Annotated in this window: 19 protein-coding genes and 1 tRNA gene; 9 read left to right on the forward strand and 11 right to left on the reverse strand. The window is 66.3% G+C overall.

The genetic code is table 11. From position 1 onward, the window contains the following. The first annotated feature begins 4 nt into the window (after positions 1-4). From HMPREF9006_RS09265 to HMPREF9006_RS09280, 4 genes are all read left to right on the forward strand, one after another. Complete coding sequence (locus tag HMPREF9006_RS09265; protein WP_034231687.1) at positions 5-985, forward strand: Ppx/GppA phosphatase family protein; 981 nt, start codon at positions 5-7, stop codon at positions 983-985. A gap of 40 nt (positions 986-1,025) precedes the next feature. Then, positions 1,026-1,099, forward strand: a tRNA-Leu gene (locus HMPREF9006_RS09270). Between the two features lie 132 nt (positions 1,100-1,231). Continuing rightward, positions 1,232-2,221, forward strand: coding sequence for a Bax inhibitor-1/YccA family protein (locus HMPREF9006_RS09275; protein ID WP_009213341.1), 990 nt, complete (start codon positions 1,232-1,234; stop codon positions 2,219-2,221). A 33-nt stretch (positions 2,222-2,254) separates the two neighbouring features. After that, entirely contained in the window at positions 2,255-2,653 is a 399-nt protein-coding gene (locus tag HMPREF9006_RS09280; RefSeq protein WP_009213342.1) for an FKBP-type peptidyl-prolyl cis-trans isomerase, read from the forward strand. Positions 2,654-2,778: 125 nt separating this feature from the next. Here the strand turns inward: HMPREF9006_RS09280 and msrA are convergent, their stop codons facing one another. Further along, positions 2,779-3,405 (reverse strand): peptide-methionine (S)-S-oxide reductase MsrA, encoded by a 627-nt coding sequence (msrA, locus tag HMPREF9006_RS09285; RefSeq protein WP_034231689.1) that lies wholly within the window; start codon positions 3,403-3,405, stop codon positions 2,779-2,781. 106 nt (positions 3,406-3,511) lie between these two features. Between msrA and HMPREF9006_RS09290 the strand changes: the two genes are divergently transcribed. After that, entirely contained in the window at positions 3,512-4,999 is a 1,488-nt protein-coding gene (locus HMPREF9006_RS09290) for an AI-2E family transporter (RefSeq protein ID WP_009213344.1), read from the forward strand. Positions 5,000-5,070: 71 nt separating this feature from the next. On the opposite strand, the gene greA is transcribed toward HMPREF9006_RS09290, so the two are convergent. Together greA and trhA are read right to left on the reverse strand one after the other, a co-directional pair. Continuing rightward, positions 5,071-5,550: a transcription elongation factor GreA gene (greA, locus tag HMPREF9006_RS09295; protein ID WP_009213345.1), complete on the reverse strand. Its 480-nt coding sequence runs from the start codon at positions 5,548-5,550 to the stop codon at positions 5,071-5,073. A 112-nt stretch (positions 5,551-5,662) separates the two neighbouring features. Continuing rightward, the gene (gene trhA, locus HMPREF9006_RS09300; RefSeq protein ID WP_009213346.1) at positions 5,663-6,346 is read right to left on the reverse strand and encodes a PAQR family membrane homeostasis protein TrhA; all 684 of its coding nucleotides are present in this window, start codon (positions 6,344-6,346) and stop codon (positions 5,663-5,665) included. A 175-nt stretch (positions 6,347-6,521) separates the two neighbouring features. Between trhA and HMPREF9006_RS09305 the strand changes: the two genes are divergently transcribed. Then, the gene (locus tag HMPREF9006_RS09305) at positions 6,522-7,283 is read left to right on the forward strand and encodes an isoprenyl transferase (protein ID WP_009213347.1); all 762 of its coding nucleotides are present in this window, start codon (positions 6,522-6,524) and stop codon (positions 7,281-7,283) included. 20 nt (positions 7,284-7,303) lie between these two features. On the opposite strand, the gene HMPREF9006_RS09310 is transcribed toward HMPREF9006_RS09305, so the two are convergent. Genes HMPREF9006_RS09310 through xseA form a run of 3 tightly spaced genes read right to left on the reverse strand, consistent with a single transcriptional unit; the run spans position 7,304 to position 9,856 of the window. Then, positions 7,304-8,239: a carbohydrate kinase family protein gene (locus HMPREF9006_RS09310; protein ID WP_009213348.1), complete on the reverse strand. Its 936-nt coding sequence runs from the start codon at positions 8,237-8,239 to the stop codon at positions 7,304-7,306. 46 nt (positions 8,240-8,285) lie between these two features. Next, positions 8,286-8,516, reverse strand: a complete 231-nt coding sequence (locus tag HMPREF9006_RS09315; RefSeq protein WP_009213349.1) for an exodeoxyribonuclease VII small subunit — start codon at positions 8,514-8,516, stop codon at positions 8,286-8,288. 41 nt (positions 8,517-8,557) lie between these two features. Further along, positions 8,558-9,856 carry an exodeoxyribonuclease VII large subunit gene (gene xseA / locus HMPREF9006_RS09320; protein WP_009213350.1) on the reverse strand — a complete coding sequence of 433 codons (1,299 nt, stop codon included), beginning with the start codon at positions 9,854-9,856 and terminating at the stop codon, positions 8,558-8,560. 117 nt (positions 9,857-9,973) lie between these two features. Between xseA and HMPREF9006_RS09325 the strand changes: the two genes are divergently transcribed. The 3 genes from HMPREF9006_RS09325 to HMPREF9006_RS09335 are packed head-to-tail and all read left to right on the forward strand — an operon-like array spanning position 9,974 to position 12,742. Beyond that, a complete protein-coding gene (locus HMPREF9006_RS09325) occupies positions 9,974-11,041 on the forward strand; it encodes a 4-hydroxy-3-methylbut-2-enyl diphosphate reductase (RefSeq protein ID WP_034232405.1) in 1,068 nt (355 codons plus the stop codon). Positions 11,042-11,078: 37 nt separating this feature from the next. Continuing rightward, positions 11,079-12,179, forward strand: a complete 1,101-nt coding sequence (ychF, locus tag HMPREF9006_RS09330; RefSeq protein ID WP_009213352.1) for a redox-regulated ATPase YchF — start codon at positions 11,079-11,081, stop codon at positions 12,177-12,179. Further along, positions 12,176-12,742: a hypothetical protein gene (locus HMPREF9006_RS09335; RefSeq protein WP_009213353.1), complete on the forward strand. Its 567-nt coding sequence runs from the start codon at positions 12,176-12,178 to the stop codon at positions 12,740-12,742. Before ychF ends, HMPREF9006_RS09335 begins: the two co-directional genes overlap by 4 nt. Positions 12,743-13,328: 586 nt before the next feature. Here the strand turns inward: HMPREF9006_RS09335 and HMPREF9006_RS09340 are convergent. From HMPREF9006_RS09340 to HMPREF9006_RS09360, 5 genes are all read right to left on the reverse strand, one after another. Beyond that, positions 13,329-13,664, reverse strand: coding sequence for a hypothetical protein (locus HMPREF9006_RS09340; protein WP_009213354.1), 336 nt, complete (start codon positions 13,662-13,664; stop codon positions 13,329-13,331). 16 nt (positions 13,665-13,680) lie between these two features. Continuing rightward, positions 13,681-16,335 (reverse strand): DNA primase family protein, encoded by a 2,655-nt coding sequence (locus HMPREF9006_RS09345; RefSeq protein ID WP_034232407.1) that lies wholly within the window; start codon positions 16,333-16,335, stop codon positions 13,681-13,683. Between the two features lie 35 nt (positions 16,336-16,370). Further along, positions 16,371-16,589 (reverse strand): hypothetical protein, encoded by a 219-nt coding sequence (locus HMPREF9006_RS09350; RefSeq protein WP_034231693.1) that lies wholly within the window; start codon positions 16,587-16,589, stop codon positions 16,371-16,373. 164 nt (positions 16,590-16,753) lie between these two features. After that, entirely contained in the window at positions 16,754-17,281 is a 528-nt protein-coding gene (locus tag HMPREF9006_RS09355) for a hypothetical protein (protein ID WP_009213357.1), read from the reverse strand. Between the two features lies 1 nt (position 17,282). Next, positions 17,283-18,659 (reverse strand): recombinase family protein, encoded by a 1,377-nt coding sequence (locus tag HMPREF9006_RS09360; protein ID WP_009213358.1) that lies wholly within the window; start codon positions 18,657-18,659, stop codon positions 17,283-17,285. Positions 18,660-18,741: the final 82 nt, after the last annotated feature.

The following is an 18,741-nucleotide window of genomic DNA, read 5'->3' on the forward strand; positions in this document are numbered from 1 at the left end:
CGTGATGACCCGCGTAGCTGCCATTGACTGTGGAACCAACTCGATCCGACTCCTTGTCGCCGACGGGAGCATGGGGGAGGATGGGACCGTTCATCTGAGTGATCTGACCCGCCAGATGCGTATCGTGCGCCTGGGGCAGGGGGTGGATGCTCGAGGCTACCTTGACCCGGCGGCGATCGAACGGACCGTCGAGGCCACCGTTGAGTACCAGCGGATGATCGAGGCGGCGGGGGCGACCCGCACTCGCTTCGTCGCGACCTCGGCAACCCGGGACGCGTCCAACAGCGCGGACTTCGTGCGTCAGATCCAGGCCGTCATCGGCGTGGAGCCAGAGGTCGTTGTCGGCACGGAGGAAGCCTCCCTGTCCTTCAACGGCGCGGTGAGCGGCCTGGGCGAGTCCGTGTGCGCCCCGATGCTGGTCGTCGATATCGGCGGTGGGTCGACGGAGCTGGTGCTGGGTGCGACCCGCGTTGAGCAGGCGATTTCGATCGACATGGGCGCCGTGCGTGTCACCGAGAAGTTCTTCTCCCACGTGGATCCGGCAGGCGGAGTGCCCGTTCAGGACCAGGAGCGCGCGATCGTGTGGATCGATGAGCAGCTGGACGGCGCGGAAAAGTCCGTGGACCTTGCGCGCGTGCACTCCCTTGTGGGCGTTGCGGGCACGGTGACCACCCTGACCGCCCAGGCGCTGGGTCTCACGTCGTACCAGCCCGAGCGTATCCACGGCGCGCGCCTGAGCGCGGCACAGTTCGAGGAGGCCGTGCGCTTCATGGTCGATCAGCCGACGTCCGTGAAGGCCTCCCTGGGCTTCATGCCCGAGGGGCGCGAGGACGTCATCGCGGCGGGCGCGCTTATCTGGAGCCGCATCGTCACGCGCGTTCTGGCGCGCGCCGAGGCCGCCGGGCATCCGATCGAGCAGGTCGTCACCTCCGAGCACGACATCCTTGACGGCATCGCGATGGCGATGATCCGTGACGCCGGTTGAGTCGGTGCTTTCCCTCCCGTAGGCTGGACACGCGCATCGCGCCCCCGTGGCCCAATTGGCAGAGGCAACCGACTTAAAATCGGTGTGTTGTGGGTTCGAGTCCCACCGGGGGCACTGTTTCTGTCCTCAGCGACCAGGCCGGGGAGCCATTGCTTGGCCCGTCGGTGCCGGTGTTGGGGCGTGCGTTTCGTGTATGGCTCGGCCTCGTGCGACACTAGAGACACCATAACGGACCAAGGAGATACTATGGCCAACCCGGTGATGAACTCCATCGTCAAAGACTGGTCGGCTCAGACCACGACACCTGCGGGCTATCCTGCGATGCCCGGTTACCAGCCCGCCTCCCAGCAGGCTCACAATCCCTTCGGCGGTTCGACGAACCCCTATGGAGCGCCCGAGGAGAGCGGACCCTCCGGCGCGCAGGCCGGTCGGGCGGCTGATCGTGGGCCCGTCTACGGGGTCCCTCAGGGCGCTCCGGCAGGCTACGACGATTCGATGGCCTCCTACGAGGCGATGATGAACGCGCCTGCCGCAGACGCGGTGGACCGGGGCGTCATGACCTACGACGACGTCGTGGTCAAGTCCCTCATGTGCTTCGGCCTGCTTCTCGTGGGTGCGACCGCCGGATGGATGACCGGCCTGGTCGCGATTGGCGCGGCGATGATGGTTGCGCTCGCAGCCTGCGCTGTCACTCTCGGACTCGCCCTGTTCATCCAGTTCTCGAAGAAGGTGCGTCCCGGCGCTATCGTCGCCTACTCGCTCATCGAAGGTTTCGTTCTCGGGGCCCTGTCCTGCGCCTTCGAAGCGATGTTCCCGGGCATCGTGGTGAGCGCCGTTCTGGCGACCCTCGTCGTCATCGGCGTGACCCTGGGCGCCTTCACGATGGGCTTTGTACGCAACTCGAACACGCTCACCCGTGTCGCCGGCATCGGCTCTGTCGCCTTCTTCTTCTACTACTTGGCCAGCTTGTTCCTCTCTGGTACCGGCCTCGTGGACATGACGGCGGTGCGCAACACGCCGATCTTCGGTATCCCGCTCGGCGTCATCATCGGCGTTCTCGCGGTTTTCATCGGCGTCCTGTGCCTCGTGCGCGACTTTGATGCCGTCAAGGTCGGCGTCGCCAACAACGTGCCTGAGAAGTACTCGTGGCTGTGCACCTTCGCGATCATGACTGACGTCATCTGGATCTATCTCGAGATCCTCAGGATCCTGTCCTACCTCATGCGCCGCAACTGACGCGCCGCTTCACCGCCCCTAAGGAAAACCCCCATGGAAAACATCTCTGTCGCCGGCGAATTCGGCCGCAAGCCCGCCCTCTCCTTCGACGGCACCCCCTCCGACGAGCTCGTCGTCGAGGTCCTCCACGCTGGTGACGGCCAGATCGTTGAGGCCGGGGACACGATCACCTGCCACTACTACGGCGCGGTCTTCGGCTCCGACGTGGACTTCGATAATTCCTTCGACCGCGGCGGCGCCCTGTCCTTCCAGATCGGCGTCGGCATGGTCATCCCCGGCTGGGATGAGGGCCTCGTGGGCAAGCGCGTGGGCGACCGCGTCCTGCTGTCCATCCCCTCCGAGCTTGGCTACGGCGCACGCGGCGTCCCGCAGGCGGGCATCCCCGGCGGCGCGACCCTCGTCTTCGTCACCGACATCCTCGGAGTCTCCTGATCCTGGCGCGTGACACGATGGTGGTGCGCCGCACAATTTCGTGCGGCGCACCACCACGTCGTTGGGGGTGAATCGCCGGCGCGAATGAGGCGGCGATAGCTGCGATTGTCCGGCCTTTCGAGCCTCTAGGAGCGTGGCAGTGCCGGGCAGGCGATGCCGGTGCGCGCGTGGCACTCGTAGCCGCCCGGGTTCTTGAACAGGTACTGCTGGTGGTAGTCCTCCGCGTACCAGAAGCGCGCGGCGGAGTGGGCATCGGGAGCGGGGGAGATGATCGTCTGGATCGGGCCGAAACCGCGCTCAGTGAGCACCTCCTGGTAGGCGGCTCGCAGGGCGGTCGCGTCGCGCAGCTGCTCGGGCGTCGTCGTCCAGATCTGCGAACGGTACTGGTCGCCGATGTCGTTGCCCTGTCCGCCCACCTGCGTCGGGTCGTGGATCTCAAAGAAGAGCTGGACCAGGTCAGCGGCGCTCGTGAGCGCGGTATCGAAGACGACGCGCACGGTCTCCGCATGCCCCGTCGAATGAGAACACACCTGCTCGTACGTCGGGTTGGGCGAATGTCCGCCCATGTAGCCGGTCGCCGTGGTCACGACCCCGGGAGCGTTCCACATGGCCTTCTCGACGCCCCAGAAGCACCCTGCCGCGAGGAAGATGACCTCCTGGCCAGTCCCCGCATCCTCCGTCATCAACGAGCCAAGAACCGCGTGACGCGACACGCGAAGCCCGGTATGGGCCAACGAAAAGATAGATCTCATGCCCCTCATTTCACCACCACAGCCTGCCGGCTCGCTCGCTGAGCGCGCGAAGCGTGGAAAAGCGAGGCCATGCGGGTAGGCTTAGGGAGGAAACAGAGGAGGTTCCGTGGCCGACACACATGACCAACCGCGCTGGAAGCTGTCCGACCTGATGGGGCGGCTCACTGCCGTCCTGCCCGCGAAGAACGCCGAGCATCCGGCGCCCGCCCCCGTCTTCGTTTCCGTACGCGAGGAACTGCAGGATGAGAAGGATGCCGCCAACGCGGTCCCGCGCACCCTCCGCGTCGCCGCGGCGATCTCGTGGCGCACCCTGGTCGTCGTGGGCCTCGTCGCCGCCGTCCTATGGGGCGCCGCCCGGCTGACGATCGTCATCATGCCCGTCGCCATCGCGCTGACGGTTGCCGTGCTGCTCGAACCCCTCGTGTCGTGGATGCGACGCAAGCTGCATTTCCCGCCGTCGCTGGCGGCCGCTGTCGGTCTGCTGGTCTTCTTTGCGGTCATCACGGGCGCGCTCAGTCAGGCCGCGGCCGAACTGATCCAGCAGGTTCCGCAGCTGGCAACCCAGGCCGCTGACGGCTTCCGCGCGCTGCTCGATACGATCACGCACAACGAGTTCTTGAAAAACGGGCCGCTCAAGATCGACACCACGGTCCTCAACCACTGGGTCGATCAGCTGCGTTCCGAGCTCGTCGGCTGGCTCAACACCAACAAGGAGGCCCTGGCGACGGGTGCACTCAACATCACCTCTTCCGTGGGGACGCTGGCAACCTCCGGGTTGACCATGCTGTTCTGCCTGTTCTTCTTCCTGAAAGAGGGACGCTCGATTTGGCTGTGGTGCGTGCGCCTGCTTCCTGCGCGCGCCCGCGTTCCCGTCTACGAGAGCTCGATTCGGGGATGGGCGACCTTCGGATCGTACGTACGCACCCAAATTCAGGTCGCGGCGATCGACGCCATCGGCATCGCCTTGGGTGCCTTCTTCCTCGGTGTCCCCCTGGCCATCCCGATCGGCGTGATCACGTTCTTCGCCGCGTTCGTCCCGATCCTCGGCGCCCTGACCTCGGGCGTGATTGCCGTTCTCGTCGCCGCCGTGAACGGGGGCCTGACGAAGGCCATCATCATGCTGGTCATCATCCTGGTCGTCCAGCAGGTTGAGTCCAACATCCTTCAGCCCTTCATGATGTCCAATGCCGTGTCCCTGCACCCCGTGGCCGTCATGCTGGTCATCACCGCGGGTTCGGCAATCGCCGGCATTGCGGGGGCGGTCTTCTCCGTGCCGATCGCCGCATTCATCAACGCCACCGTCATGTACCTGCACGGCTACGATCCGATGCCCGAGCTGGCAACCGCTCAGAACCGCCCAGGGGGATCTCCGGGAACCCTCGAGCAGGAGATCGCCGCCTCGTATGCGGGTAAGCCCGATACGCGCCCCTACGTGGCACGTGCCAACGATGCCGACGACGAGGCCGCAGACGGGGCGCCCGAGCGGGCAGGAGGCGAGGCGCAGGCCAACGAGGGCGCCCAGAGCGTCGGCGCTTCTGCGACGGCAGCGGGAGACAAAGAAATGCCGGAGGACGAGACTCCCGTGCGGCCCTGAGTGTCTCTCACGCATAGCGTGCGGGTCCCGCCGCCTGGCGGGACCCGCACGCTATATCGCCGCTGTGTCGCCTAGCCCTCGAAGGGCTTGGCATCCAAGATCTCGACGTCGATCATGCGCCCCGTGGGAGCCTCGAAGGAGAGCTTGTCCCCGGCCTTGTGGCCGATGACTGCCGCGCCGAGGGGCGCCTGAGCGGAGAAGACCTGGATCCCCAGGTCGCCACCCGCGTCGCGCGAACCGAGCAGGAAGGTCTGCTCGCGGCCCGCCACGAGGGCGGTGACAACCATGCCGGGCTCGACGATGCCGTCGTCGGCGGGTGTTTCGCCGACCTCGGCGTGCTCGAGCATCTCCTGGAGGGCCTGGATGCGGGTCTCGTTCATGGACTGCTCGTTGCGCGCGGCGTGGTATCCGCCGTTCTCGCGCAGGTCGCCTTCCTGACGGGCCGCGTCGATGAGGCGCGCGATCTCGACGCGCTTGACCTCGATGCGTTCCTTCAGTTCGTTCGCCAGCAGGTCGTACTGGGCCTGCGTCAGCCACTGTGTGTCAGCCATGGTTCCTCCAATGACGTGTCAGTAGTGAAGCGCCGACACACGGGTGCCGACGCGCATGGTCTCGAGTGTAGCAAGTCCGGAGGCCGTCACGGCAAGCGCTGCGCGTGGCGTCTTAGGCCCACAGGACCGCCAGGTAGACGGCGACGCAGTGACACGCCCACGCCGCGACCGTAAAGGCGTGGAAGATCTCGTGGAAGCCGAACCACGTGGGGGAAGGGTCGGGTTTCTTCATGCCGTAGACGATTGCTCCGAGGGTGTACAGGATGCCGCCGGCAAGGATCAGCAAGACGATGGCTGGGCCACCGCCCGCCCACAACTGCGGCAGATACCATGCGGCGACCCATCCGAGGGCAACGTAGATGAGGGTCTTGAGCCAGCGCGGTGCGCCGGGCCAGAAGAGGTTGAGAACGATGCCGAAGAGTGCTCCGCTCCACACGACCGAGAGGAGGACTGTGGCGTCGGAGCGGTCCAGGAGCGCGATCGTGAGCGGCGTGTAGGTGCCGGCGATGAGGAGGAAGATGTTGGAGTGGTCCAACCTGTTCCACAGGGTCTCCCAGCGGGGGGCCCAGTAGAAGCGGTGATAGGTGGCCGACACGCCGAACAGCACGAGGGAACACGCCAGGTAGACGGCGGAGCCCCACTTGGTTGCTGGCGTGGGCGCCAGGCACACCAGGACGATCGAGGCGGCGAGCGAGAGGGGGGTTGCGGCCAGGTGGAGCCAGCCGCGCAGCTTGGGTTTGATCTGCACGAGCTGTCCCGAGAACCACTGTTTCGGTGTGAGTGATGCGATCTTCATGCGGTACCTCTGTCCTCTTCCTACGATCCCGTAGGTTACTACGCCGTAGGTTTGAGCGGGAACATACTTCTCGAGTTCCGAGAAGGCATCTGTTTCCCTGCGTCCTGCAGCGCGATACCCTTAACAGGACAAGAGTACGCCGCGCCATGGGGCGCGACACAGCAGGAGGGACGTCATGGCCCAGTGGAACATGCTCTACGACATGTACGAGCGTCGCCTCAAAGCCGAACTGTCCGAGGCGAACGTTCCGGCGCATATCGGCGTCATCCTTGACGGAAACCGGCGCTGGGCGAAGTCCCTGGGGGCCACTGCGTCCCAGGGGCACCGGGCGGGCGCCGGTAAGATCTCGGAGTTCCTCCAGTGGGCCGACGACGCCGGTGTCTCCATCGTCACCCTGTGGCTTTTGTCGACCGACAACCTCTCGCGCGACGCCGCCGAGCTGGGCGAGCTGCTGCGCATCATCTGCGAGGCCGTCTCTCTCCTGGCCGACCAGGAACGGTGGAAGCTCGCCCTCGTCGGGGACCTCTCCCTGCTGCCCGAACGCGTCGCGGAAGATCTTCGGGCGTCGGTGGCGCGCACGGAGGGGACGGTGGGGATGACGGTCAACATCGCCGTCGGCTACGGCGGCCGACACGAGATTACCGAGGCCGTGCGCTCCATGATGCGCGAAGCGGCGGCCGAGGGACGCACCTTGGAAGAACTGGCCGATTCCTTTACCGACGCGGACATCACCGCTCACCTGTACACAAAGGACCAGCCCGACCCCGACCTCGTCATCCGGACATCGGGAGAACAGCGCCTCTCCGGATTCATGCTGTGGCAGTCCGTGCACTCGGAATACTACTTTTGCGAGGTCTACTGGCCCGACTTTCGTCGCGTCGACTTTCTGCGCGCCCTGCGCTCCTACGCGCAGCGGGAACGCCGCATGGGCAAGTAGGACTGCGCGCTCGCGGGGCCTCAGGGCAGCTCGTGTGCCCAGGGAGGGTTCGCGCCCTTACGGGAGACCGTGACGTCCGAGATGGCGCTCGCCCGGTCGAGGATCGCCCGAAGCCGGTCCTCTCCGATGTTCTTCAGCTCCTCGCGTGCCGTCGCGCCGCGCAACCCCATGCTCCACAGGGCGTCGATGACGCCACCCATAAAGGAATCGCCCGCCCCGACCGTGTCGACGACATCAACATCGCCCGCGGACTTGACGACGCGCAGCCCGTCGGAGGTGAACGCCACGCAGCCGTGCTTGCCGTGGGTCACGATCACGATCGAGGGGCCGAGGTCCAGCCAGCGCCGGGCGACCTCGTCGATGCCGCAGTCGCCCGTGAGCCACGCGAGGTCTTCGTCCGAGACCTTCACGACGTCCGAGAGCGCGATGAAGCGCTCAACCGAGGCCAGGGCGTCCGTCGGGTCTCCCATGATGGAGGGGCGCGCGTTGGGGTCGAAGCAGACGAGGGCGTGGCCGCGTCCCCGGGCGAGAGCGTCAAGGACCGCGTCGGCCCCGGGCTCAATACTCGCCGAGATTGAACCGGCAACGAGGATCTGCGCGCTGTCGGGCACGTCAATGGGGGCAGTGGGGGCCCACTCCAGGTCGAAGGTGTAGGACGCCGCGCCTGTCTCATCCAGGCGCGCGAGCGCCGTCGACGTGTGGGAAGCGCCCCGCGAGTCGTCCGTGAGGCGTACCCCGGAGTCCGTGAGGTGGAACTCGATGAGGCGACCCAGCTCGTCCAAGCCGATCCACGTGGACAGGGCAACCGGGCGTCCCAGTCTGCCCAGCGTCACCGCGACGTTCGCCGGTGAGCCTCCCGGTATCTCGTAGGGGCACTCCGGTTGGTCGTGCGCGATGACGATGTCGATGAGAGCCTCGCCGATCGCGAGCACGTGGGGGGTGGACGGGCGCGCCATGCGTTCTCCTCGCTGAAACGTTGGTGTGCGGTGTGTGCTCTCCACCCTAGCGCGCCTCGGGCGCCTGCTGCCCGCTCTTCTCGGCCAGGCGCGATTGCGCGCCGTCCAGGATCTGCGAGCAGCGGGCGGCCAGGGCCTCGCCGCGCTCCCACAGCGTCAGCGTGTCCTCGAGGGGGGCCTGGCCTCCCTCAAGTGCCCGAACGATCCCGACGAGCTCGTCGCGCGCGGCCTCGTATCCGAGGGACTCGGGGTCGGGAAGCTGTTCCTTCGAGGTCATTGTGTTATTCCTTACGTTGTGCGGGTGGTGGTGTGGGGAGGCTACTGGTCGTCCGGCGGCGTGGGGGCAGTCGCGCCCACGACCTGAGCGACCATGCGGCCAGAGGCAAGGATCCCCTCGATGAGGTCGCCCTTCTTCACCTGCTGCGAGGAGGTGATAAGAGCGCCCGACGGCGTCTTGAGCAGCGCGTATCCGCGATCCAGCGTCGCGCGCGGTGACAGGGCGGTCAGCGTGGCGCGCAGGCGAGTCAGGCCCTGGCGTTCGGCGCCGAGGCGTCGCTCCAGGCAGGAGCGCATGGCCACCACGTGCTGGGACAGGGCCGTGCGGTGGCTCTCGAGGATCGCCTCGGGTCCGCGCAGCACCGGCCGCGACGAGATGAGCATCAGGTTCGAGCGTTCGGTCGCCAGGCGGGCCGCGAGCATTCCTCGCATGCGACCGACGGCCTGGGCGATGCCGTCGCGCTCGCGGGCCTCGTCGGGTACGACGCGGCGAGCCGCGTCGGTGGGCGTCGATGCCCGGTAGTCGGCCACGAGGTCCAGAAGCGGGGAGTCGCCTTCGTGTCCGATGGCCGACACGATGGGGGTGTGGGCGCTCGCCGCGGCTCGCACGAGGCGCTCGTCGGAGAAGGGGAGCAGGTCTTCCACGGCGCCGCCTCCGCGCGCGATGACGATGACGTCCACGCCGTTCATGCCGTCCAACTCGGCCAGGGCGGCGCCGACCTCCGCCACGCAGCGCTCGCCCTGGACGGCGACCTCGCGGATCTCGAAGCGCGCGTGGGGCCACCGCTCGGAGGCGTTGACCACCACGTCATCCTTGGCCTTGGCGTTCCTGCCGCAGATCAGCCCGATCGTGCGGGGAAGGAAGGGCAGGGGCTTCTTGCGGGACTGCGCGAAGAGTCCCTCGGCGGCCAGGCGGGCGCGCAACGCCTCGATCTGGGCGAGCAGGTCGCCCACGCCCTGCAGGTGTATCTCCGCCGCCTGGAGGTTGAGGCGGCCCGAACGCTCCCAGAACACGGGTTTGACGCGGGTGACGACGCGCGCTCCTTCCGTCAGGGGAGCGGCGTCCATGACCCCCGCCCAGGCCGTGACCGTCATCGACGTGTCGGTCTGAAGGTCGCGCAGCGTCAGGAAGTGCATCCTCGCTCCCGGCCGCACCTTGTACTCCACGACCTGACCCTCGACCCACAGGGGGCTCATGCGGTCCACGTACACCTTGATGTTCTCCGTCAGCCTGCGCAGCGGCCACGGGTTCTCCCGCGTCGTGTCGGCCGCGCGGGCAGCCGGGGGGAGCGCGGATGCGGGGGAGCCGGGCGAGGGGGCGGCGGTGTGGGGCGAGGTCACGGACCCAGCATGCCACAGGCTCGGGTGGAGCGCCGCGCTCGGACGACGCCTCGGCGGCCGTGTGCGATTGCCTGGCCCCCGCGCACGCCCGGCGCCCCGAGCGATAGGGTTGTGGGCATGAGTGAAAACGTCGACCTGCACGCCAGCGCCGAGGTTCCCCTGCCCGAAGGACGCGGCGAGGGCAGCGGGCGCATCCTTTTGGCCGCGCCCCGCGGATACTGCGCCGGGGTGGATCGTGCCGTCGACGTCGTCGAGAAGGCCCTCGAGCTGTACGGCGCGCCCGTGTACGTGCGTAAGGAGATCGTCCACAACAAGTTCGTCGTCGAGTCGCTGACCAAGCGCGGGGCGATCTTCGTGCAGGAGACCGACGAGGTACCGGAGGGGGCGCGCGTCGTCTTTTCTGCGCACGGCGTCTCCCCGGCGGTGCATGCCTCGGCCGCTACCCGCCACCTGGCGACGATCGACGCGACCTGCCCGCTCGTGACCAAGGTGCATCGCGAGGCCGTGCGTTTTGCCAAGGAGGATTACGACATCATCCTCGTGGGGCACCAGGGGCACGAGGAGGTCGAGGGCACCTTCGGCGAGGCCCCCGATCACATTCAGGTCGTGGGCAGCCCCGACGAGGTGGACAACGTCGTCGTGCGCGACCCCTCCCGCGTCGTGTGGATCTCCCAGACCACCCTGTCCGTGGATGAGACGCGCGAGACCGTGGACCGGCTGCGAGAGCGATTCCCGCAGCTGATTGACCCGCCCTCGGACGACATCTGCTACGCCACCCAGAACCGCCAGGGCGCCGTCAAGCACATCGCCCCCCAGGTGGACGTCATGGTCGTGGTCGGATCGGCGAACTCCTCGAACTCTGTGCGCCTCGTCGAGGTCGCTCTCGAGGCGGGGGCGGGCGGCGCCTACCGTGTCGACAAGGCCGAGGAACTGAAGGAATCCTGGTTCGACGGAGCGCGCACCGTCGGCCTGACCTCGGGCGCGTCGGTTCCGGAGATCCTCGTGCGCGAGGTGATCGAGTGGCTGCAGGCGCACGGATTCCCCACCGTCGAGGTGGCCCGCACCGAGACGGAATCGACGACGTTCGCGCTTCCCCGCGACCTGCGCGCCGACCTGAAGAAGGCGGGCATGGCTCCCGCGCGCCCCCACGCGCCCCGCGTGGCCGGGCCAAACCACACCAAGTAGGACAACGCCCGCCGGTGCGCTCCGATAGGATGGGGCTGTGTCTCTCACTATCGGTATCGCCGGACTGCCCAACGTCGGCAAGTCCACCCTGTTTAACGCCCTGACCCGCGCGAGTGTGCTCGCCGCGAACTACCCGTTTGCGACCATTGAGCCCAACGTCGGCGTCGTGCCACTGCCGGATCCGCGCCTGGAGAAGCTGGCCGAGATCTTCGGCTCCCAGCGCATCATTCCCGCCACCGTGTCCTTCGTGGACATCGCCGGGATCGTGCGCGGCGCGTCCGAGGGTGAGGGCCTGGGGAACCAGTTCCTGGCCAACATTCGCGAGGCCGACGCCATCTGCCAGGTGACGCGCGCCTTCTCCGACCCCGACGTGGTGCACGTGGACGGGAAGGTGGACCCGGCCTCGGACATCGAGACCATCAAGACCGAGCTGATCCTGGCCGACATGCAGACGGTGGAGAAGCAGATCCCGCGCCTGGAGAAGGAGGTGCGCGGCAAGAAGACCGAGCCGATCGTGCTCGAGACCGCGCGCGCCGCCCTGGAGCTGCTGGAGCGCGGCGAGCTCCTGTCGGGTCCCGAGGGGGCCAAGCTCGACCAGGACGCGCTGCGTTCCTTCCAGCTGATGACCTCCAAGCCCTTCATCTTCGTGTTCAACATGGACGCCGCCGAGATGGACAACGAGGAGATGAAGGACGAGCTGCGTGCCCTGGTGGCCCCCGCCGAGGCGATCTTCCTGGACGCCCAGTTCGAGGCCGAGCTGGTCGAGCTGGACGACGAGGACGCCCGCGAGATGCTCGCCGAGTCCGGCCAGGACGAGTCGGGCCTGGACAAGCTAGCCCGCGTCGGCTTCGACACCCTCGGCCTGCAGACCTACCTCACCGCCGGTGAGAAGGAGGCGCGCGCCTGGACGATCCACAAGGGCGACACCGCCCCCAAGGCAGCCGGCGTCATCCACACGGACTTCGAGAAGGGCTTCATCAAGGCCGAGGTCGTCTCCTACGACGACCTGGTCGCGGCCGGCTCCATGGCCGCCGCCAAGGCCGCCGGCAAGGTCCGCATGGAAGGCAAGGACTACGTCATGGAAGACGGAGACGTGGTGGAGTTCCGCTCTGGACTAACGTCTGGGGGGAAGAAGTGACTCCCCAGGACGGGGCTAGTGCCTGGCTGGGGTTGAGCCTTCAGGACTGGACGAACATAGCCACGATTTTCGGAGCAATCGGCACTTTCATCACGGCTATTGTCGCCCTAGTGGTATCGGTTGGTGCGCTCCGGACGCAACGCGAAGCGCTGCCGGTGTCAGTGGAGTTCCGTGTTGTGACGCGTAAGCACCCCATCAATAGCGGTAAAAACCATCTGATGGCCGTGGAGCTGAAGAACACTGGGGTCCGGGCTTACTTGCGTGATGTGTACGTTGCTGATTGCTCGCCGAAGGACCTGCTGGAGGATATGCCTTCTCGATTTGCGGTGGGCGTAGCAACGGGTGATTCGTTGCCCGAAGAGCTAGATTCAATACACAAGAGACAGGCGAAGCTCTCCCGTGGTCTGTTTCTGTCGCAATACATTCTTCCAGGGCAGTCTTTGAAGTTGCTCCTCATAGTGCCCCCAGAGCTGCGCGAGATCAAGCTAACCGCTGTACTGAGCGTTCGGAAGAGCGAAAAGGAAGGCACTCGACTTTTGTCTAGTGACTATATTGAGGTCTAGTCGAGTGCATGTATGCAGGCGAGGATCTGACTGCGTCGGTCCTGCTGTTTAGGAATTTGCTTGCTGCCGCGTGCGCCTGGCTGACCCCTGCTGAAGGAGTGGGGGGGGGAGTAGCGAGCCGGGCCGCCGGGCTACGTAGGGCCGCGTCGGCAACGTGCCCGGGCTGAAAGCGTAAAGTTGCGCCCACTGCCTGGCTGAAACATGGCAGAAATAAAAGCGTACCCGGTTCTTTCTGTGCAATTCCAATGAAAAGTGCGTTTTCGACGTCGAACGGGTACGCCTCATTTAATCTTTTATATCTCTATTTTTAATTTTTCCCCCGCGTGAGATTAAAAAAGACGTACCCGTTTTGGCCTAGAAATCGACTTTTCGTTGGAATAACAGGGAAAGGACCGGGTACGCGTTTGCTCGAACGGGTACGCAAAGAGACGCCCGGACTCGATGCCGAGCGTCTCTCAAAATCTGGGGCGTAAAGTGAATCAGATAGTTAAAAATTAAACCAAGGGGGGTATAGCGCTTGAGCCTCTGGGGGCGTCGAGGGGTGGGGTGGGGGTATACAGCCCCCTCCCCACCCACTCAGCCAGGCCTACCCCCACTGACGGAGTAGCGCTTGGTTCTCCCTGTAGATGCGCGACATGTACGGGGTGAGCCGCGTGGGGACGTCCGTCGGGTCGAGGTACCGGCACCAGTTGCGAGCGTCCTCGTACCTGTCCTCCATCACTGCCTGAACGATCAGGCGTTCCACCTCCCTCACGATGCGACTGGAGACGGCCCAGCCTACGGTACCCCGCTCCCACTTCCAGGCATGCTCGTCCCACACGTACCAGCGGCGGCCCTCGCACTTCACGTAGCCGCGCAGTCTGTCCACGAGGATAGCGGCGCAAGCCCGGTCCTGTTCCTGCACTGTGGCGTAGCGTGTCATGGCTGTACTCCCTTCCTCAGATCAGGTCCATGTCAGCGGTGCCGGTCACTACAGCCAGGCCCCGCCCGGCTAGCTCAGCCTCCCGAGCGCGGCGCTCGTCCTCGCTCGTGCGGAAGCGGATACCCCGGTAGCCCCGCACCTTGTCCGCCGTGGGGCGGGCCTCCGCTCCCCACGTAGAGAGCGTGAGCTTCTTCCACCGGTGGGTACCCTCCTTCACGTCGCGGAAGTAGCCGTGCGACGCGATACGTCCCCGGAACGTGCGTTGGCTCCAGCTTGCCGCCCCCTGCTCGGAGAGCCAGGCCTCGAACGCCGCGTACAGGTGCGAGCCGGGAACGACCGCCCCGGCATCCTTCACGAGGCACTCGGAGGCGAACGCCAGCAGCACGTCAGACTGTTCCTGCCAGGAGGCCGTAGCGCTGCTGATTGGCGCGGGGAGCGCGCCTACCTGCTGACCGTGCGCGTAGAACTCCACCGCGCCCCGCACTACCCACGCCAGCACGGCGGGCAGAGCCGGGCTGTCCGGTGCGAGGAGGCGTTGAGTCAGCCCCGCGTCGCCCGGCCTATCCGCCTCCGCCTGCGGGTTGGAGGTGAAGCGGTACGGGAACTCCAGCACGAACGGACGCCGCCACAAGCCCTCGGAAAACTCCGAGACAGTGGGGAGGTTGTTCGTCGTAACGATCAGGGAGTGCGTAGCCCGCCACTCGAACTCGTCCTTGAACTTGAGGTTGCCTCGGATGAGTTCGGTACCGGTCACGGCCTTCACCTGAACGCCGTCGAGTCGGCCCTCGGGCAGCTCCTCAATCAGCACGAAGCGCTTACCGTACAGGGCCATCTTCGTGTTGTTGGTGTTGCGGGGGCTGCTGAGCAACAGGTCCATAGCGGCGGTACCGGCGTAAGTGCCCAGCGCCAGCCGTACCGCCGTCAGGAGGGTGGTCTTGCCGTTCGCTCCGATGCCCGCCGCGATACCGAGCATGGTGTTGTCTTCCCGAGGCGTGTAGCCGGTAGCCGCCTGGCCAACCCACCGGCGGAACCAGGGGTGGGACTCAGCCGGGAGGGCCGCGAGCGCCGCCGTCCAGTCCTTGTGAATGGCTGCCGGGCGGTAGGGGACGGGCGTGTACTGCGTACACCGGTAGGCTGCCGTGTGCGGGTGAAGCTCCCCGGTCCGCAGGTCCACCACTCCGTTGCCAACGTTGAGGATGTCCGGGTTGGCGTCGTACTCGTCGGGGCTGTGCAGGAGCCTGCCTTGGAGCAGCCGGGTCACCGCCTCGATCTTGCCTTTGTTGAGGTTCTTCCTGTCCCGCTGGGTGCGCTTGGAGTCGCCGGAAGCGACGATGCCCATGTGCCGCTCGCGTAGCATGTCCTCTACGAGCTTGATCGTGCGGGCGTTGTCCTTGCTGTTGTCGGTCTCCCAGGTGCCCCGGCTGGGGGAGTACAGGCGGAACCCCGCGCCGCTCACGTACTCTAGCCGCCCGGCCAGGCGCGGCTCGCACCAGTCAGCCAGGGCAGAGTCCGTGTCCTCGGCGGTCTTAGCAATGACGGTGCGCACGCGGTCGGTGTCCGGCTCCTGCGGGAAGTCCGTTCCTGCATACTCGCGCATGACCGCGGGGTCCCGCGCGGCAAGCTGCTCCATAGCCGCCTGGCTCGCCTCGCGTTCGTATGGCCCCTTGGCTCGGTCGGCCTCGCTGTCCAGGTTTCCGAACAGGTGGAGCGCTGCCAGGTCGAAGGCGTTAACAGCGTGGAAGCCACCCCGGCTATCGGGGATGCAAGCGGGGTCGGTGTTGGCGTGACGGGAGATAGCCAGGTCAGCCCGCCCCTCAACGAGGCTCAGGCCGCCGGTCGTTTCCGCGTAGTTGTAGCTCCAGCGTTCCGGCCCGGCTGGCGTGTAGGGCAGGGAGTAGGCGTCGATCACCGCTGCAATGTCGTACACGCGGTTGAAGGCCCCGATAATGTCGGGCAGGGAGCTGGGATCGCGCTTAGGGCCGGGCGTACCGGCGGGTGCTCCCGCGTCCTTAGAGGGAGCGGGAGGCGTCCTCTCCGCCATGAACTCGGCGGCGTCCATAGCCTGCCCCTCCGTGAACTCAGCCCAGTAGTTGGCGCGGTCGGGCGTAGACGGCCAGTACATGGCTCGTTCCGCCTGGTTGCAGCTAGGGTCCCACTTCACCCCTGGCACCTCCAGCGTTGCCATGAGGGCGTTAGCGACCTCGGGATAGGTAGCCGCCGGGAGCGGCGCGGCCAGCGGGAACACCACGCGGCAACGCGGCGCGGTTGGGGTGCTGCTGTACGTAGCGTGAATGATGGACTCATAGCCCAGCTCCCGCACTGCCTCAACCAGGCGGGGGAGCGCCTCGCTGGTCACCTCGTCAGCGTCGAGGGTGACGAGCCAACGCTCACGCATGTTGCGCTTGCCGCGCGGGGCGTTCGCGTCGCGGAACGAGCCGCCCACGTAGGCCGGGCCGTTCTTTTCCGAGCGCACGGGGACGTTCCCCGGCTGGAAGCGCTCCCTGAACGCGTCGCGCGTGTATTCGCGGGGCGTCCACCGCATCCGGTCAACCTGGTCAGCCTCGCTTACGAGCAGAGCGGGCAACAGCGCGTCCGGGCTAAAATTGGGGGCGTGACGCCCGTCCACGTCGTGGTTGTCAGGAAGGGGGCTGTTCCGGTGTTCCTCAGGCATGGGGCCGGAATAGCCCCCATTCTTCGCGTTGGGGGTCATGCTGCCACCGCCTTCCCAGCGGAGAGCATGGCTGCGAGCCGGGCGCGTTGCTCAGCACCCAGCGGCGGGGCGCTAGCGAGCGCTCGGTTGATAGCGTCCTCCAGCTCTGCAGCGTGCAGGTCCCGCCGGGCTGCGAGCAGGGTGGGGTCGTCCTCGGACCTTGAACGGGTAAGGGATGCGTAACGCGCGGCGGCGCGCTGACGGGCGGTTCCCATGATGCCTCCTAGGCACAACAAACCGCGCTCCCGTTGAGGAACGCCATGAGAATCGCCCGGAAACTGCTCGGGGCGTCCGGCGTTACTGTGACTGCTCGCCGGTAGCCAGGCCGCCGTAGGACGGCCATCACACCGTTTAGTATAACGCTGCGTAGGCAGTACGGCTAGCGGTCGAGCGCCCTGGCCAGGGCCTCAACGTCCACCTTGCGCCTACCTGCCTCGCGCAAACCGTCGAACGCACGGTAGAGCGTCTCCTCGCGGAACGAGTAGGACAACACCTCACCGCACCCCGGGCACCGACGGTTGATCTGCCAGGCAATACGGCTCTCCAAATCGCGCTCTATCACGCGCGAAGCGGCGCGCATGGCAAAGCGGGCCGGGAAGCCCGTATCACCCGCTGAAACCGGGACCCCGGAATACTCAGGGAAATTGGGGTGCTCCCGCGCAAAGCGCCTGGCGTCCTTCCGGCTAGAGCGCATTTCGTCGGCACTGTACGGGCGCACCACGGGTTCCTTCGGAGTGAAGTCCTGCCTCTCAGGGAAAGGGGAACTGCCTTCAAGGGGCACCTCGTGGCGGCTCTTACGCACCGGCTCCCAACCGCCCTCCCCGTCAGGGGTGAACGTATCCAGCACGGTGTCATCGCGCCGCCCCGCATGCCGGTGAACGAGCTTGATAGTGTACGCCTCGGTCATGTTAGTTCTCCTTCCACGTGAGGATGACGCTGTCCGGGTTGAATGTCTTGCGCCCGCGCGCGCCTGGCTTCAATTGCACGTCGAGCAGGGCGTCGATAATACGCCGCTGAATCATGAGGGAAGCGGCGTCGAATGCCTCCACTGGGTCCGGCGCTCCCAGCACGGACGATGTACCGCTCAACCCACCGGACAGCGCCGCGCGCTTCCCCTCGGTAGTGGTCAGCTCGGCTCGCACGCGCTCAGCCGCCGTGCGGTAACGCAAGCCGTCGATAATGCCCTCGTCGTAGTCCTGGTTGATGCGCTCTAGCCGATCGCGGAGCCGTTGAATCTGGGCCGTCAGCTCCTTCACCTCCGGCTCATGGTCCACGGCCAGCAGGTCCGCAACGTCCGGCTGAGCCAGGCGCGCCCGCACCACCGCCAGCACGTAGGCGTCAACCTGCGTGCGGGACCGGCTGAACTCGCACCGGGGGCACCGGTAGCGGACGTTACTGAAGGCGTGCATGCCGTGCCCACACTCAGCACAACGGAACAGGGACGAGCCGAGGTGCTTACGGTGGGTGCCCTCCTTGGCGGTCTTGCGTAGTGGGTCGGAGAGCCGGGACTGGGCTAGGAAGTACGCGTCCTCCGATACGATAGGCTCCCACGTGACCGGCACGTTAGGGAGCACCTCACCCATGTACTCCATGATGCCCGCGTACCTCTCGTTGAGGAGGATCGTACGGATAGACGAGGAATGCCAGCGGCCCCCGTGGCGCGTGGGCACCCCAGAGGCCTGCAGCCCCCGCGCGATGCCCTTCAACGATTCCCCGGCCAGGAAGGAATCGAAGATGCCTCGTACAACCCTGGCTTCCTCGGGAATGAGTTCGCCCTTGGCTGTGTAGCCCATGAGCCGGGTGCCTAGTGGCGGGCGGCCTAGGCGTGCTCGCTGGGCGTTCGCGGCCTTCTGCCTGGCTGACTTGCGTTCCACCTCGCTACGGGCAACGCTGGCCTTAATGCGCGCGTACATACGCCCGCCGTCAGTGGACAGGTCGGCCTCCCCGTTGGCGGTCGTAATGATGAGGCCGCGCTCCTCGGCTCGTTCAATCCAGTCCTCCAGCTGCCGGGGCTGGCGGGTCAACCGGTCCAGGTCCCAGCATACGAGAGCGTCGAATAAGCCCGCGTCGTAGTCCTGCACCATGCGGTCATAGGCCGGGCGGCGAACGGTCCTCTTCGACGCGGAGACGGAGTTATCGACGTACTCCTGCGTCAGCGTCCACCCGCGCTCGCGGATGATACGGAGGCAGTCGGCGCGCTGGCGGTCTACGGCCAGGTGCTCGCCTGTAGCGTCGAGGCTAACCCGTAGGTACACGGCAGCGCGGCGGGGGAAATCTCTTCTCATGAGCTATAGCTTACCCTGAAACGTTGCTACACGCCGTAACCCGGTGGAGTTCAGGTTCAATGTCTGAGCAGTCGTCATGGGA

Source organism: Actinomyces sp. oral taxon 180 str. F0310 (assembly GCF_000185285.1).
Lineage (GTDB): Bacteria > Actinomycetota > Actinomycetes > Actinomycetales > Actinomycetaceae > Pauljensenia.